The 15,744-nt window shown below is 64.9% G+C and carries 16 protein-coding genes; 7 read left to right on the forward strand and 9 right to left on the reverse strand.

What is annotated here, in order from left to right; translation table 11 throughout:
• Positions 1 to 52: 52 nt before the first annotated feature.
• Together JWQ24_RS07260 and JWQ24_RS07265 are read left to right on the forward strand one after the other, a co-directional pair.
• Positions 53 to 679 carry a CoA pyrophosphatase gene (locus JWQ24_RS07260; RefSeq protein ID WP_299806122.1) on the forward strand — a complete coding sequence of 209 codons (627 nt, stop codon included), beginning with the start codon at positions 53 to 55 and terminating at the stop codon, positions 677 to 679.
• Positions 680 to 748: 69 nt separating this feature from the next.
• Positions 749 to 1,729 (forward strand): tripartite tricarboxylate transporter substrate binding protein, encoded by a 981-nt coding sequence (locus JWQ24_RS07265; protein ID WP_299806124.1) that lies wholly within the window; start codon positions 749 to 751, stop codon positions 1,727 to 1,729.
• Here the strand turns inward: JWQ24_RS07265 and JWQ24_RS07270 are convergent.
• On the reverse strand, positions 1,716 to 1,952 hold the full coding sequence (locus JWQ24_RS07270; RefSeq protein ID WP_299806126.1) for a hypothetical protein: 237 nt from the start codon (positions 1,950 to 1,952) through the stop codon (positions 1,716 to 1,718). The genes JWQ24_RS07265 and JWQ24_RS07270 overlap by 14 nt on opposite strands.
• 116 nt (positions 1,953 to 2,068) lie before the next feature.
• Here JWQ24_RS07270 and JWQ24_RS07275 point away from each other — a divergent pair, with 116 nt between their 5' ends.
• Complete coding sequence (locus JWQ24_RS07275) at positions 2,069 to 3,262, forward strand: hypothetical protein (protein WP_299806128.1); 1,194 nt, start codon at positions 2,069 to 2,071, stop codon at positions 3,260 to 3,262.
• 124 nt (positions 3,263 to 3,386) lie between these two features.
• Here JWQ24_RS07275 and JWQ24_RS07280 read toward each other — a convergent pair whose 3' ends face one another.
• The gene (locus tag JWQ24_RS07280; RefSeq protein WP_299806130.1) at positions 3,387 to 4,184 is read right to left on the reverse strand and encodes a DUF4167 domain-containing protein; all 798 of its coding nucleotides are present in this window, start codon (positions 4,182 to 4,184) and stop codon (positions 3,387 to 3,389) included.
• 107 nt (positions 4,185 to 4,291) lie between these two features.
• Here JWQ24_RS07280 and JWQ24_RS07285 point away from each other — a divergent pair, with 107 nt between their 5' ends.
• A complete protein-coding gene (locus JWQ24_RS07285) occupies positions 4,292 to 4,606 on the forward strand; it encodes a hypothetical protein (RefSeq protein WP_299806132.1) in 315 nt (104 codons plus the stop codon).
• A 57-nt stretch (positions 4,607 to 4,663) separates the two neighbouring features.
• Here JWQ24_RS07285 and prmC read toward each other — a convergent pair whose 3' ends face one another.
• From prmC to JWQ24_RS07305, 4 genes are all read right to left on the reverse strand, one after another.
• On the reverse strand, positions 4,664 to 5,548 hold the full coding sequence (prmC, locus tag JWQ24_RS07290; RefSeq protein WP_299806134.1) for a peptide chain release factor N(5)-glutamine methyltransferase: 885 nt from the start codon (positions 5,546 to 5,548) through the stop codon (positions 4,664 to 4,666).
• Positions 5,545 to 6,627, reverse strand: coding sequence for a peptide chain release factor 1 (gene prfA, locus JWQ24_RS07295; RefSeq protein WP_299806136.1), 1,083 nt, complete (start codon positions 6,625 to 6,627; stop codon positions 5,545 to 5,547). Before prfA ends, prmC begins: the two co-directional genes overlap by 4 nt.
• 67 nt (positions 6,628 to 6,694) lie before the next feature.
• Positions 6,695 to 8,962: a phosphoenolpyruvate--protein phosphotransferase gene (ptsP, locus tag JWQ24_RS07300; protein WP_299806138.1), complete on the reverse strand. Its 2,268-nt coding sequence runs from the start codon at positions 8,960 to 8,962 to the stop codon at positions 6,695 to 6,697.
• Between the two features lie 446 nt (positions 8,963 to 9,408).
• A complete protein-coding gene (locus JWQ24_RS07305) occupies positions 9,409 to 10,662 on the reverse strand; it encodes an aspartate kinase (RefSeq protein WP_299806140.1) in 1,254 nt (417 codons plus the stop codon).
• Between the two features lie 156 nt (positions 10,663 to 10,818).
• On the opposite strand from JWQ24_RS07305, the gene JWQ24_RS07310 reads away from it, so the two are divergent.
• Both JWQ24_RS07310 and ubiG read left to right on the forward strand, forming a co-directional pair.
• The gene (locus JWQ24_RS07310; RefSeq protein ID WP_299806142.1) at positions 10,819 to 11,286 is read left to right on the forward strand and encodes a PH domain-containing protein; all 468 of its coding nucleotides are present in this window, start codon (positions 10,819 to 10,821) and stop codon (positions 11,284 to 11,286) included.
• 12 nt (positions 11,287 to 11,298) lie between these two features.
• Positions 11,299 to 12,057, forward strand: a complete 759-nt coding sequence (gene ubiG, locus JWQ24_RS07315) for a bifunctional 2-polyprenyl-6-hydroxyphenol methylase/3-demethylubiquinol 3-O-methyltransferase UbiG (RefSeq protein ID WP_299806144.1) — start codon at positions 11,299 to 11,301, stop codon at positions 12,055 to 12,057.
• Between the two features lie 106 nt (positions 12,058 to 12,163).
• Here the strand turns inward: ubiG and JWQ24_RS07320 are convergent, their stop codons facing one another.
• Positions 12,164 to 13,258, reverse strand: a complete 1,095-nt coding sequence (locus JWQ24_RS07320) for a hypothetical protein (protein ID WP_299806146.1) — start codon at positions 13,256 to 13,258, stop codon at positions 12,164 to 12,166.
• Between the two features lie 129 nt (positions 13,259 to 13,387).
• Positions 13,388 to 14,206, reverse strand: coding sequence for an MBL fold metallo-hydrolase (locus JWQ24_RS07325; RefSeq protein WP_299806148.1), 819 nt, complete (start codon positions 14,204 to 14,206; stop codon positions 13,388 to 13,390).
• A 197-nt stretch (positions 14,207 to 14,403) separates the two neighbouring features.
• Between JWQ24_RS07325 and JWQ24_RS07330 the strand changes: the two genes are divergently transcribed.
• Positions 14,404 to 15,303 (forward strand): EamA family transporter, encoded by a 900-nt coding sequence (locus JWQ24_RS07330; protein ID WP_299806150.1) that lies wholly within the window; start codon positions 14,404 to 14,406, stop codon positions 15,301 to 15,303.
• Here JWQ24_RS07330 and JWQ24_RS07335 read toward each other — a convergent pair whose 3' ends face one another.
• Positions 15,304 to 15,744 carry an EamA family transporter gene (locus tag JWQ24_RS07335; protein WP_299806152.1) on the reverse strand — a complete coding sequence of 147 codons (441 nt, stop codon included), beginning with the start codon at positions 15,742 to 15,744 and terminating at the stop codon, positions 15,304 to 15,306. It abuts the gene before it with no gap.

A 15,744-nucleotide genomic window follows, 5' to 3' on the forward strand; every position in this document is an offset into this window, starting at 1 on the left:
CATGGCGGGGGTGCCTAGTGCAGCCACCGCCGGGGTCGTGTAATCCGTCTGCATGACGCATCCGTTCAGTCCCGCCACCAGACAGATGATCGCAGCACGCGGCGCGGCCTTCGTGCATGCCGGAATCGCCCCGCCGGCCGGCCTGAAGCGGGCCGCGGTCGCCATCGTGCTGGTCGCGGCCGCGGATGGCGCCGACACCGCGATGCTGCTGACGTTGCGGGCGTCGGGGCTGCGGGCGCAAAGCAACCAGTGGGCGTTGCCGGGCGGGCGCTGCGATCCCGGGGAGACCGCGATGCAGGCCGCGTTGCGCGAACTTCATGAGGAACTGGGCCTGCTTCTGTCGCCGGCCGACGTCATCGGCACCCTTGACGATTATCCGACGCGGTCGGGCTACCTGATCACGCCGGTGCTGATGTGGGCGCAGGGCAGCCGCGAGATCGTGCCCAACCCGGACGAGGTCGCCTCGGTGCACCGCATCGCGCTGTCGGAGATCGCGCGCACTGACGCGTTCGACTTCGTGGCGATCCCGGAAAGCGACCGCCGCGTCATCCGCTATCGCCATTTCGGCCAGTTTATCCACGCGCCGACGGCCGCCCTGATCTACCAGTTCAGCGAGTTGCTCGCCGGACGTGATACGCGCGTTTCCGAGCTGGAGCAGCCGGTGTTCGCCTGGAAATAGTGCGATGGTTGCGCAGCCTGCTGGCTTCGGCGACGATGAGTTAACAATAGAATTCCAGGGAGGATGATCATGCGTTCGTGGACGCCCGTGCTATGCGCAGCGGCTGCTGTATTCCTGTCCGTGGGCACGGCACCACGCGCGCAGGCCCAGGCCTATCCCGATCGTCCGGTCACGCTGATCATTCCCTTTGCGCCGGGCGGCAGCACGTCGATCGTCGGCCGCGTCATAGCCGACAGGATGAGCGAGACGCTCGGCGAGAAGGTGGTGGTTGACAACAGGCCGGGCGCGGGCGGCACGGTCGGTACCCGCGCGGTCGCCAAAAGCGCGCCGGACGGCTACACGATCGGTCTCGGCTATACCGGCACGCTGGCGATCGGCCCCACGCTGTACAGCAAGGTCGGTTACGATCCGCGCCGCGATTTTGCGCCGATCGGCCTGATTGGCAATGCGCCCAATTCGCTGGTGGTGCACCCTTCATTCCCGGCGAAGACGCTTGGCGAACTGATCGCCTATGCCAGGTCCAACCCGGGCAAGGTCAATTTCGGCTCGGCCGGGGCCGGCACCGCCAGCCATATCACAGGTGAATACTTCGCCCATGCCGCCGGCATCACGCTGGTGCATATTCCGTACAAGGGCACCGGCCCGGCTTTGGTCGATCTGATCGGCGGCCACATTCCGATGGCCTTTGCGCCGGTTCCCGCCACCCACGCCAATGTTTCCGGCGGACAATTGCGTGCGCTGGCGGTCACCAGCCCGGCGCGCACCAGCCTGCTGCCGGACGTGCCAACGGTTGCCGAATCCGGCCTGACGGGGTTCGACGCCTCGCTGTATTACGGGCTGATCGCGCCGGCCGGCACGCCGCGGCCGGTTATCGAGCGCCTCAACAAGGAGTTGCGGGCAGCATTGGCGTCCGACGATGTCAGGAAGCGGCTGCTGCAGGACGGCACGGAGCCGACGCCCGGCACGCCGGAAGACTACGCCGCCTTCATTGACCGCGACGAGACCAAGTGGTCTTCCATTCTCAGGTCGAGCAACATTAAGGAAGAATGAGTAGCACCCAGTCCGGCCGCACGGGTTTGCGCCGGACCTGCCGCGGCGGCTGTTCGCGTTTCTTTGCCGGCTCCGTCCGTTCGGGTGCCCGCGACACCGCGTCGTAGCAAGTTATCCGGGCGCGGAAATCTGGGAAGCCGTTGCAGTCCGGCGGTTCGGCCCGGGCGGCGGAGGCCGTGGCGAGGAATGCCGCGACCAGCCATGGAAACACAATCTTCACCATGCTGCTCCAAGCTCTTTGGACCAGAACATATCTATCCCGGATTGGGGCCGGCACGGGGCGATGCCGCGTGCGGGCGTTGAATTCGATCCGCGCTTTGCGCCAGCCCGACAGGTCCCATGCTCCATCCGTTACGTTCGCTGCTCGCCTCGGTTCCCATTGCCCTGCTGCTGATTGCGCCGCAGGCGATGGCGTTCGATTTCTCGAAGCTTCCCGCCGGGGTCGCCAATGCGATGGCGCAGAGCGCGTCGCCGCAGGCGATCGCTGAATACCGCCGCAAGCTTGCGGAATATGAGGAAGCCCGCGCGACCTTCGACGCCGAGGCGAAGCCGTACTGGAGCGCGGTCTATGAGCGGCGCAAGATCCGCAACGCCAAGCGCCGCGACCGCCAGCAAATTTCGCTCGACGACTATGTGCTGGAGCAGGCGCCGCTCTATGACGGGCCGAAGCGGCCTTCGAATCCCGAACCGGAAGAGGGCACGCCGCGCACCCGGAAGGAGCTGCCGGTGGTCGCCGATTTCATCCGCGCCGCCCAGCAGCACTTCCAGTTCGCGCCGCAGCGCCCGGCCAATGAGGTGGAGTTCAAGCGGGCCTATGCCCGCGCCGTGCGGGCCTCGGGGCTGACGCCGGAGCAGGCGGTGCGGGTCTATTCGTTCGAGACCGGCGGCAATGGCGGTTACGACATGCAGTCGGGCTTGAGCGCCTCAAGGCCCGGTTCGCGCGCGATCTCCACGGCGATCGGCTACAACCAGTTGCTCACCACCAACAGCGTCGAGCTGGTCGCTGAGCAGGGCCATCAGATTCTGAAGGTGCTGACCGACAAGGCCGCGCAGCTCGCCGGCGCGCCCCGCCAGGCGATGGATCGCAAGATTGCGGTGTTCAAGCGGATGTATGCGTTCACTCGCACCGTGCCGGACACCTGGAGCGATCACGAGAAGCTCGCCGCCACGCCGCAGGGCTGGGCGGTGCATGCGATGGTGCTGGATATCGATGTCGGCCCGCAATTGCAGGTCCACAAGCTGCTGACCTCGGTGATTTTCGCCCGCGACAAGGGCTTCAATCGCCCGCTCAGCGCCGCCGAACTGGAGATGATGAACCTCACCGGCGACGGCACCGGGCTCGACATGGTGACGATGCCGCAGGCGATGCGCGAACAGGTGCCGACAGCGAACTTCTTCCAGCGTGGCGGCTATGAGCGCAATCCGGTGGCGATCCGCCACAACACGGTGGCGAAGCTCTTGGCGATCACCAACAACCGGATGGACAGCAACAGCAACCTGCCCGGCGCCAGGGAATTGGCTGCGGCGTTTTAACGGGTCGCTATCGTGTCCCGGACGCGAAGCAGCGTGAAACGTTGCTCCGCGGGTCCGGGAAATGCAGGCGCATCCACTCAAAGAAAAAGAGCACCGCGTGGGACGCGATGCTCTTTGGTTCAGATCACGAATTTCCGAAATCATCGCCCGGTGTCACCGGGGCCGGGGCTGCGCCTTCGGGGCGCGGGCCGTGCGGACGACGGCGACGGCGCGGCGGAAAGCGTTCGCCGGCGGCGGCATCGAACGGGGCCGGGCCATTCACGAGAGGCTGCGGGCCGGTGATGAAGGACGGCAGCCGATCCACGCTGTCGCTAACCGGCATCGCCGGCTGCGGCTGTGGTTGCGGCTGATGTTGTGGACGCGGCTCGCGATGGATGTTCTCGCGCGGTTCGCGGGCTTCGCGCGGCTGGTACTGCTGGTTCTCGCGCGGCTGGTAGGGCTGCTGCTCGCGCTGCTGCGGCTGTTCACGCGGCGGCGGATCGCGCGGCACGAAGGGCTGCGGCGGGGGCGTCACGAAGCCGGGCTCGGCGCCGAAGTTCGAGAACGTCTCGCCATCGTCATCGCTGTCTTCCGAGGCCATCTCGTTCTCGGTGCGCGGCTGCGGCTGGTTCTGGCGGAACTGTTCCTGCGCCGCGGCGATCAGGCGGAAGTAGTGCTCGGCGTGCTGATAGTAGTTCTCGGCAGCGACCGGATCGCCGGAAGAGCGCGCGTCGCGCGCCAGCTGCACGTACTTCTCGGCGACATGGGAGGCGGTGCCGCGGATCTTGATATCGGGGCCGTTCGATTCGAACACCCGGGTCATCGGGTTCTGGCCGCGTCGATTGTTGTTATTGCTGTTGTTGTTTCCGCCGCCGCTATTGCTGTTACGGTTGCTGTTGTTATTCCGCATGCGCTTGTTGTTGTTATTCTGACCGTTTCTCATGTCTTGCCTTTAATTCCCGATCCAGGATTATCTTTTAAACTGATGTCGCAAAGAAATTGTCGAACAGGCCCTTCCGAATCCAGGCCGCTTCACGCCCCCGAACCGTCTTGCAGATCATCGCTGCACCGAAGTTGCCGCCATTCGCGTTGAACAAGCACGCGTTCTCCAACCGCCGGCTGATTGCGCCGGCCGGATCAAATCGTTCAACCTGCCGAAACAAGGTCAGGCTTTTGTGCGTGATTTCCGAAGCGCAATATCAGGCTTTCGTTCGCTTTGCGGTCGCAAGCAGCGCAGCTTTCTCAGCCATCGCGCTCAAATCGGACCTGCCTGTTGGAACCTCTACCCGAACGGGCTCTCTAGTGAGAATTCTGGCTTCCAGCCGCGAATTCGCGGGGCGAGCCAACCCTGTACCGGTGCTATGACTGGAAGGTAGTCTCTCCCCGGGGATATTCCAAGTGGTTTTTTCACGCATTTTGGCGTCAACGGAGCGATTTTCGCGCCAAAACGGCCCGCCGGACGCCGCTCAGATCGGCTTTCGCAGGCCCCGTCGGCTGCAACCCGGCGGCCTGCATTAGCGAGGCCACGTCGTCGCTCTGGTCGTGCCCGACCTCGACCACCAACAGTCCGCCCGGCGCGAGCAGCGCTGCGGCCTGCGGCGCGATGATGCGGTAGGCGTCGAGCCCGTCGGCGCCACCATCCAGCGCCCGCAGCGGATCGTGGTCGCGCACTTCGGTAGCAAGCCCTGCTATTTCCGCGGAGCGGATATAGGGCGGGTTGGAGACGATCAGGTCGAGGCCGGGCTGCAACGCGCAGGCGTAGTCGCAGGCGACGAATAGTGCGCGGGGGGCAAAGCCGAGTTTGATGGCGTTATGCCGTGCTGTCTGCAGCGCCGCGACATTGATATCGGTGCCGGTGCCGGTTGCATTCCACAACTCCGACAACAGCGCCAGCAGGATCGCGCCGGAGCCGGTGCCGAGGTCGGCGATGCGGAGCGGGTCGCGGCGGCGCTGGTCGGCGTCGATTGCTTCGAGCACCGCTTCGACGATGGTTTCGGTGTCCGGCCGCGGCACCAGCGTGTCGGCAGACAGCGCCAGCGACAGCCCCCAGAATTCCTTGACGCCCAGAATGCGCGCGATCGGCTCGCCCTGGATGCGGCGGTCGGCGAGGGCCTGGAGGCGGGTGGCTTCGTCGCTGGTGATGATTCGCTTGGCGGCCATCATCAGCCCGGTGAGTTCGAGTCCGAGCATGGCGCCGACCAGCAGCCGCGCATCGAGATCGGGCGAATCGATATCATGCGTGAGCAGTTGCGCGCCGAGCAGGCGGCGTGCGGTCTCGACGTTCTGTCCGGTGAACGGATTTCTCACGCGTTGCCCTGCGCCGCCAATTGCGCGGCCTGATGCTCCGTGGTGAGCGCATCGACCAGTTCGCCGAGGGCTTCGCCGGCAATCACCTGCGGCAGTTTGTAGAGCGTCAGGTTGATGCGGTGGTCGGTGACGCGGCCCTGCGGGAAATTGTAGGTGCGGATCCGTTCGGAACGATCGCCGGAGCCGACCTTTTCCTTGCGCTCGGCGGAGCGGATCGAGTCGACGCGCTGCTGCTCGGCATCGTAGATGCGCGAGCGCAGGATATTCATCGCCGAAGCGCGGTTCTTATGCTGCGAGCGGCTGTCCTGCATCATCACCTGCAGCCCGGTCGGAATATGGGTGATGCGGATCGCCGATTCCGTCTTGTTGACGTGCTGGCCGCCGGCGCCCTGCGCGCGCATCGTCTCGATCCGCAGATCGTCATCCTTGATGATGACGTCGACCTCCTCGACCTCCGGCAGCACTGCCACGGTCGCCGCGGAGGTGTGGATGCGGCCTTGCGTCTCGGTGTCCGGCACGCGTTGCACGCGGTGCACGCCGGATTCGAATTTCAGTTTGGCGAACGCGCCGCGGCCCTGCACCTCGACGATGATTTCCTTGTAGCCGCCCATCGTGCCCTCGGAGACCGACACCACCTCGACCTTCCATCCCTGCAGCGCCGCGAAGCGCTCATACATCCGGAACAGGTCGCCGGCGAACAGCGAGGCTTCGTCGCCGCCGGTGCCGGCGCGGATTTCCAGCACCACGTTGCGCTCGTCCATCGCGTCCTTCGGCAGCAACGCGACACGGATTTCCTGCGCCAGTTCAAGCGCGCGCGCTTCCAGCGCCGGACGCTCGGCCTCCGCCATCTCGCGCATCTCGGCGTCGGTGGAGGCATCCGCGATCATCGCGTGGAGTTCGGCGATTTCCTTCGTCGCCGCGCGATAGGTTTTCACGGCGTCGATCAGCGGATTGAGTTCGGCGAATTCGCGCGTCATCTTGACGTAGTTGTCGGCGCTCATCTGGCTCTGCAGCTGGGATTCCAGCGAGGCATGATGCGCCAGCAAAATGTCGAGTTTGGTTTCGGGCAGAATGGACATGGCGTGGTCTCGGAATAGCAGAGGGCAGGGCGTGTCGTGCAGGCGCGGCTTCTAGCGGACAGCCTCGCTACAATGACAGGCCCTCGGCCTCGGCGAATTCCTTCAGCTTCTGCCGGATCGACACGCTGCCGGAGGGCGCATCGAGCAGCGGCTTCATCATCGCCTCGGCCTTTTCGGCATCGAGGTCGAGGATCAGCGCCTTCACCGGGCCATGCGCGGTGGCGGACAGCGACAGTGAGCGATAGCCGAGCGCGATCAGCGCCAGCGCGCCGAGCGGTTGCGACGCCATCTCGCCGCATAGCGAAGCGGATTTTTTCGCCGCATTGGCCTTCTGCACGATCTCGCGCAGCACGCGGAGGATCGGCGCGGATAGCGTATCGAAGCGCTCCGAGACCTTGGCGTTGCCGCGATCGACCGCGAACAGGAACTGGAACAAGTCGTTGGAGCCGACCGAGACGAAGTCCACCTTCTGCAGCAACTCGTCCATCTGGTAGAGCAGCGCCGGCACCTCGACCATGGTGCCGACATCGATCCGCTCCGGCAGCGAGTGGCCGTGCTGGCGCAGATAGGTCAGCTCACGCTCGATGATGGCCTTGGCCTGGTCGAACTCCGCGACCTCCGAGATCATCGGGAACATGATGCGCAGTGCGCGGCCGCCACCGGCGCGCAGCAGCGCGCGGATCTGGCCGCGCAGCAGGCCCGGACGATCGAGCCCGAGGCGGATCGCGCGCCAGCCCAGCGCCGGGTTCTCCTCGCTGATGGTCTCCATATAAGGCAGCGCCTTGTCGCCGCCGATATCCAGCGTGCGGAACGTCACGGGCTTCGGACCGGCGGCGTCGAGCACGGCGCGGTACAGCGCCAGCTGATCGCTGGAGCGCGGCAGGCTCTCGCCGACCATGAACTGCAATTCGGTGCGGAACAGGCCGATGCCGGCCGAGCCGGTGTCTTCGATGTGCGGCAGGTCGATGATCAGGCCGGCATTGATCATCAGGTCGACCGGCTGGCCGTCCTTGGTGATGCAGGGCTTGTCACGAAGCGCAGAATACTGCGCCTGCCGGCGGGCGCGAAACCGCACCCGCTCGGCATAGGCGGATTCGATTTCCGCCGACGGCCGGATGTAGATCGAGCCCGAGGTGCCATCGACGATAATGGCGTCGCCGGGATCGGCAATTCCCGGCGCATTGGCGACTTCGCCGATCGCGGGAATACCGAGCGCGCGCGCCACGATCGAGACGTGCGAATTCGCGGTGCCTTCTTCCAACACCAGCCCGCGCAGCTTCTTGCGGTCGTAGTCGAGCAGTGCGGCCGGCCCCATCGCGCGCGCGATCAGGATGGCATTGTCGGGCATCTGGTCGCGCGACGGCGCGTGGTCCTTGCCGACCAGCTGCCGCATCAGGCGGTGGCCGAGATCCTCGAGATCGTGCAGGCGATCGCGCAGATAGGGATCGGTGGAGCGCAGCATCCGGGCGCGGGTGTCGGACTGCACGCGCTCGACCGCGGCTTCGGCGGTGAGGCCAGTGGCGACCGCCTCGTGCAGGCGGTGCGACCAGCCGTGGTCGTTGGCGAACATCCGGTAGGCTTCGAGCACGTCGCGATGTTCGCCGCCCTCGGCGACATCTCCGCGCTCCAGCATGCGGTCGAGATCGGCGCGCAGCTTGGTCAATGCGGCGTCGAGCCGCTTGATTTCCTGGGGCAGATCCTCGGCGATGTAATTGGTGATGACGACGCGCGGCTCGTGCAGCACGACGTGGCCGAGCGCGATGCCGTCGGACAGGATGGCGCCGGTCTTGTGCAGCGAATGCCGTGCGGCGGGTTCCGCACCCGGCTGCGCCAGCGCCGACAGCTCGCCCGAGGCGATCATCTCGGCCAGCACCATCGCGGTGGTCTGCAGCGCCTCGACTTCTTCCTCGACGTAGGTGCGTTTGGCGCGGTTCTGCACCACCAGCACGCCGAGCGTATTGCCGGCGCGCAGGATCGGCACGCCGAGGACCGAATGATAGATTTCTTCGCCGGTTTCCGGGCGGAACGAGAACGCCGGATGGCTCTGCGCGTCGTTCAGGTTGAGCGGCGTGGCTTCCGAGGAGACCAGGCCGACCAGGCCCTCATGCGCCGACAGCACGGTGCGATGCACGGCGTCACGGTTGAGGCCTTCGGTGGCGTAGAGCTCCAGGGTGTTGTCGACGCGCAGCACGTAGGTCGAGCAGACCTCCGCCACCATGTTGGCGGCGATCAGCACCACGATCTTGTCGAGCCGCTCCTGGGCGGAGACTTGCTCCGCCATGGTTTCGCGGAGCCGTCTCAGCAGGACGCGGGGGCCACCCGACGCGCTCCGCATGTCCGAACCTCTCCCCGCAGGGCTGGCAGCGACCGAATATCGTGCGCCAGCACTAAGCCTCAGAAAACAATAGAATTTCAGCGCCCACACCGCAACTGGCGTGAACGCCTGACCGAATCAGGTTGTCCGAGACGGCGCCAGCGACCGCAATGGTCGCTCATTGCAGGCCGTATAGCGAATTGAAGCCTGTTTTGCCAAGCAAAACGCCTGCCATCGTTTGGATGGCGTCTAGAGCTCGCGAGCGCCAAGCACCCGGTGGCGGCCTCACGGGCTGCACCATTCGGCTGGTGACGATGATTTCAGTGTGCTCCCGCGCGTCCGCGGGGGCGATCCACGGCCGGCCGGTGGGCTTTTCGAGGCGCCGTCGCGCTTTCTGGGCATGACGGCGCTTCATCGCTCAAGACGCGGCAGGGCTGATCCCTGCACACGCCCATCGGATCAGGCGATTACGCCTTGTCCAGCCCGTACAGCGTGTGCAGCGTGCGCACCGCGAGTTCGGTGTAGGCGGCGTCGATCAGCACCGAGAACTTGATCTCGGACGTGGTGATCGCGCGGATGTTGATCTTGCGTTCGGAGAGGGCCGCAAAGGCCTCCGCGGCAACGCCGGCGTGGCTGCGCATGCCGGAGCCGATCACCGACACCTTGGCCACGTCGGTGGCGCTGTCGAGACGGGCGTAGCCGATCGTCGCCTTGGCCGAGGTGATGGTTTCCTTGGCGCGGGCAAAGTCGGAGGCCGGCACCGTGAAGGTCAGGTCGGTGGTCTTGCCGTCTTCGGAGACGTTCTGCACGATCATGTCGACGTTGATGTTGGCTTCGGCCAGCGGCACGAAGATCGAGGCGGCGACCCCCGGCTTGTCCTCGATCTGGCGGACCGAAATCTGGGCCTCGTCCTTTGAGAACGCGATGCCTGTGACGACGTGGCTTTCCATAATTTGCTCCTCGCTGCAGATCAGCGTGCCCGGCGGCGTGCCGTGCGGGTCGATGTCTTCGGGTTTGTCGAAACTTGAACGGACGAAAATCGGCATGTTGTGCACCATGCCGACCTCGACGGAGCGGACCTGCAGCACCTTGGCGCCCTGCGAGGCCAGTTCCAGCATTTCCTCGAACGCCACCTTGTTGAGGCGCTGTGCCTTCGGCACGACGCGCGGGTCGGTGGTGTAGACGCCGTCGACGTCGGTGTAGATGTCGCAACGGTCGGCCTTGATCGCCACCGCGATCGCCACGGCCGAGGTGTCGGAACCGCCGCGGCCGAGCGTGGTGATGCGGCCGGTCTCGGCATTCATGCCCTGGAAGCCGGCGATCACGGCGACTTCCTTGCAATCCTTGAAGCGCGAGATCAGCTCGGTGCCGTCGATCTCCAGGATCCGCGCCGAAGCGTGGGCGTCCGAGGTCTTGATCGGAATCTGCCAGCCCTGCCAGGAGCGCGCCTGGATGCCGACCGCCTGCAGCGCGATCGCCAGCAGGCCGGAGGTCACCTGCTCGCCGGAAGCGACGATGGCGTCGTATTCACGGGCATCGTGCAGCGGCGAGGCGTCGGTGGCCCAGGCCACCAGCTCGTTGGTTTTGCCGGACATGGCGGAAACCACCACGGCGACATCGTGGCCGGCATCGACCTCGCGTTTGACGTGAAGCGCGACGTTGCGGATGCGGTCGATGTTGGCGACGGACGTACCGCCGAATTTCATAACGAGACGGCCCATGACGAGTGGTGCATTCCCTGGCGACAGTGGGTAAAGATACCGCGCACGTACGCGCGCAAGCGAGAAGGCGCGTATACCGAGCGGCGCGGGCGGGGGCAAGCCATCCCGGGTTCCGCAACCGCCAGAACGTACCGAAATCAGGCATTCAGGACGGCCATGGGGCGCTATATCGACGATATCCTGCAGCCGGGCGAAAAGGTGCTGTATTCCAGCAATCTGCATCGGATCATCTATTGGAAGGCCATCCTGGCCTGGATCGCTGCCTGCACCCTGCTGGTGCTGTCGCGGACCACCTTGGCCGAAAACCTGATCCTGCTTTACCTGGCCAGCGCCGCCGTGGTGACCCTGGCCGCGCTTTACTGGTCGCTGGCGGCCTGGTTCCGCCGCTGGACCACCGAGACCGACGTCACCAACCTTCGGGTGATCTACAAAGAGGGTTTCATCACCCGAAAGACCTTCGAGCTCAGCGTCGACAAGGTTGCCAGCGTCGGCGTCGAACAAAGCATTTTGGGGCGCATCCTGAACTACGGCGACGTCGTTATTGAAAACATGGGCAACGATAAGCAGAAGATCGAGACCATCGCTGCGCCGCTGAATTTCAGAAACGCCATTACCGCCCGATAGGAAACGGTCACCATGACCTCGCCAACCACCCTTCAGGACGCCTCGGCCTCCTCCGTCGATGCCTCCGAAGTCGCGAAGTTTTCAAAGCTGTCCGAGGAATGGTGGGATCCCAAGGGCAAGATGGCGCCCTTGCACAAGATCAACCCGCTGCGCCTGACCTACATTCGTGATTCCGCCTGCCGCAAGTTCGACCGCAACGTCAAAAGCCTGAACTGTCTCGGCGACCTTCGCATCCTCGATATAGGCTGCGGCGCCGGGCTGTTGTGCGAGCCCTTCACCCGGCTGGGCGCGCAGGTGATCGGCATCGATCCGTCCGCCACCAACATCGCAGTGGCCAGGCTGCATGCCGACCGGGCGCAGCTGTCGATCGATTATCGTTGCACCACGGTGGAAGAAATGGACCCGCACGAGCGCTTCGATATCGTGCTGGCGATGGAAGTGGTCGAGCACGTCGTGGATGTCGGCGCCTTCCTCGACCGCTGCGCCGTGATGCTGAAGCCCGGCGGGCTGATGGTCGTCTCCACGTTGAACCGCAACTGGAAGAGCTTTGCGCTGGGCATCGTCGCGGCGGAATACGTGCTGCGCTGGCTGCCGCGCGGCACGCATCAGTGGGACAAGTTCGTCACCCCGGAAGAACTGACGCATCACCTGTCGCGCAACAAGCTCGCCATCACCGAACAGAGCGGGGTCACCTACAACCCGCTCGCCGACCGCTGGAGCCTGTCGTCCGACATGGACGTCAATTACATGGTGGTCGCGGAGGGGGCGTAAGGCTTCTTTCTTCCTCGCGCCGATTGAAAACTCTTGTCCCCGACGCGGTGCGGCATTCTTATGCCGTTCCGCAGAGCCGGGACCGTAGCAAGCTCGAAGTGCGGCGCTACTTCAGATCCGCGATGCTCGCCGGGCCCGGGCCGGGCGTGACCAGCGCCGGCCACTGGTGCGAGCCGAACGGCACTGCGGGGGGCAGGTTGGTCTTGATGCCGCGCTTCGCCGTCTCGGCCGCGATGGCGAGGCGGGCGTCGCCCCCCATCAGCTCGTAATCCATCAGGTGATAATTGCCGAAGAACAACGACCCCACCGAACGGTCGGCGATGATCCGGGTCAGCGATTCCAGCATGTCGGTCTGGGTGGTGGTGAAGGAGATCGTCTCGATCAGCAGCAGGCGGTCGTTGATCGCCTCCGGCGGGAAGAACTGCGCCAGCACGCTGAACAGCACGTTGTTCTGCCGCGCCACGTAGATGGTGTTGGAGGCGGCGTAGGTCTTGTCCCAGTCGGCGCCGAGCATGGTCTTCCAGCCGCTGAGCACGTCCATCCAATGCGCGACCTGGGTCTGCGCAGCCCAGCTCACCACCTTGGCGAGATCCGGCGCCTGCTTCTTGCTGAACGCCTCCAATGAGGCGAACGACACCACGTTTTTGGTGATGCAGTCATCCATGAAAGCGAGGTTGGCCGTGAGGATGCTGCGCACGGTGGGGCGCCAGTCGGCCTGCATCGGTGTCGCGTCGAGGGTCTCGATCGCCGACTGCATGCGGGCGCGATAGGCCTGCATCGGCGCCTTCCACGAGGTGTCTGCGGGATTGTCCAGATAGGGGCCGACCACTTCGGCCAGCGCCATGGTGGAGTGGCCGGTCGACTTCAGCAACTGATAGACGATCGGCACCGAAGGGGCCTCGAGCGGCGGCTGGTCCGGACGGAACAGCGTGAAGCGGCCGCCGGCGCCGGAAAACATGCCGAGAACCACCGGGTGCTTGCTCAAAATGTTCTTCTGGAAGATTTTTCCGGCATTGCCGTACAGCTCGAACATGCCGGTATTGAGCGCCAGCGTATTGGCGGTGGCGATATCGGCAGCGGATGTGCTGGTGCGGCCGGCGATCGGCGCCATGTAATCCGGCAAGGCCGGTGCGGTTTGCGCTTGTGTGACGGCGGTGGACAACAACAGGGCCGTCACGACCAGGCAATGTCGGCGCATCATGCGGAAATCCATTGTCGGCTTTCGCCCAAAAGGACAGAATGCGCCCGCACCTTTTAAGACTTTGATACTGCAATGTCAGTGAAGATCGATCAATTCATCGCGCGCGGCAAGGGATGCGGCCGGCGGCGCTTACACCCCGTCGAGAATGATCACCGTCGGCGCGCTCGGCAGCGCGCCCAGCGACATTTTCAGCGTGCGTTCGTTGCGTACGTCGATCGCAAAATTCTGACCGATCTTCTGCATGAAATCGCTGAGCGGCGTGGCAAAGCGGTGCATCGGCAGCACGACGGAGGCGCGCAGCCGCTTGGTGATCTCGGAGACGCCGTCCAGCGACATCGTATAGCTGCCGTCGATCGGCACCATCACGATATCGAGCCGGCCGATCTGTGCGAAATGGCTCTCGTCGAGTTTGTGGTGCAGATGGCCGAGATGGCCGATGCACAGGCCGGCGACTTCGAAGATGAAGATCGAATTGCCGTCCTTGATCATCTCCGCATTGGCATCGTCGAAATAATAGCGCCGGATATCGGTGGTGACATTGCGGATCAACACATCGCCGATGCGCTCGTGGATCTGTGCGGGCTTGCCGTTGTCTGCCCAGCCGTGCAGCACATGCCTGATCGCGGAATCGGGGAACAGCGTGTAATGCGTGCTGTGCGCGCGGTTCATGGTGACGACGTCGGGCATGCGGTTGAGCCGGTAGACGCCGTTGTAGTCGGTGGCGATCGTGATGCCGCCCGGCGTGTCGATGTAATAGGTCGAATGGCCGGCATAGGTGATCGATACTTCGTCAGCCTTCGCCGCCGTGCGCCGCAGGCTGACGGGCATCGCGCGCGGCTGTGCATTCGCCATCGCCAGACACTCGCTGCCGCGCCCGGCGGTTTGTGCGGCGGCCGGCGTGACCAGCGCCGCGAGCAGCGCAACGAGAGCGGGCATGGATCGCAACATCCGGACGGTCTCCGATGGAACGCCGCAGCCTAGCGCCGATGGCGGCTGTTATCCTAGCGGCAATCATGGGCAGACGCCGCGCAGAAACGCGGCACGCCGACGCGGGACGCCGCATGTGCCCATGCCGCGGGCGATGTTGACCCGGCCGGCGGCTGCCGCCACGGTGCCGCGCCGTCCCTCTATTTGAATCGCATTTCATGTTCAGCATTGCCGCGCTCTGGATTCCCTTCACGATCATCGCCGCGATGGGGCAGGTCGCGCGCAATGCGATGCAGCGCTCGCTGACCGGGCCGCTCGGCACCTGGGGCGCGACCAATATCCGCTTCCTGTTCGGCTTTCCGTTTTCGATCGTATTTTTTGTGGTGGTGATCGTCGCCACCGGCGATGCGATCCCGTGGCCGCCGACGGCGTTCTGGCCGTGGCTGCTGCTAGGCGCGCTCAGCCAGATATTTGCCACCGGGTTGATGCTAGCGGCGATGAACGACCGCTCCTTCGTGGTCACCACGGCCTATCTGAAGACCGAGGCGATCCAGACCGCGATCTTCGGCTTCGTGTTTCTCGGCGATCACCTTACCGCCCTGAAAGTGGTCGCGATCCTGATCGCGACGGTGGGCGTAGTGATTACAGCCCTGCGCCCCGGCGCTGTGCGCGACATCGCCAGTTGGCGGCCGACGGTGCTGGGTCTGGTCGCGGCGGCCGCCTTCGCGCTGTCGGCGATCGGCTTTCGCGGCGCGATCATTGTGGTGCCCGACGTGTCGTTCGTGACGGCGGCGTCCTACACGCTGGTGTGGAGCCTGTTCGTGCAGACGCTGATTCTGACGATCTACCTGCTGGTCCGGGCGCCCGAGGTGCTCAGCGGCATTTTGCGGCTGTGGAAGCCGTCGATGCTGGCCGGCTTCATGGGAGCGGCGGCCTCGCAGTTCTGGTTCCTGGCCTTTGCGCTCACCGCTGCCGCCAATGTCCGCACGCTGGCGCTGGTCGAGGTGCTGTTCGCGCAAGCCGTCGCCTATTACTCGTTCAAGCAGCCGCTGTCGGCGCGTGAACTGTCAGGCATCGCCCTGATCGTGGTCGGCGTCGCGCTGCTGGTGGCGGTGTGATCAGGCCTTGAATGCGATCAGCACGGCGCCCGCCGCGATCAGGGCGATGCCGAGCCAGCCGTTCAACGACGGCCGCTCGCCCAGGAACATCACGGCGAACAGCGCGACGAACACCACGCTGAGCTTGTCGATCGGCGCGACCAGCGAGGCGGGTCCGATTTTCAGGGCGCGAAAATAGCACAGCCATGACGCGCCGGTGCCAAGCCCGGATAGCACCAGGAAAATCCATGTCCTGGTCGAGATCGGTCCCGCGTTGCTGAATTTCCCGGTGGCCAGCAGGATCGCCGCCAGGCTGGTCAGGACCACGATGGTGCGGATAAAGGTGGCGAGGTCGGAGTCAATATCGGAGACACCGATCTTCGCGAATACCGCCGTCAACGCCGCGAATACCGCCGACAACAGCGCCCAGAATTGCCAGGACCATACGGTGTCGGCGCTCAT

The organism is Tardiphaga sp. (assembly GCF_028290495.1).
In the GTDB taxonomy this organism is placed as follows: domain Bacteria; phylum Pseudomonadota; class Alphaproteobacteria; order Rhizobiales; family Xanthobacteraceae; genus Tardiphaga.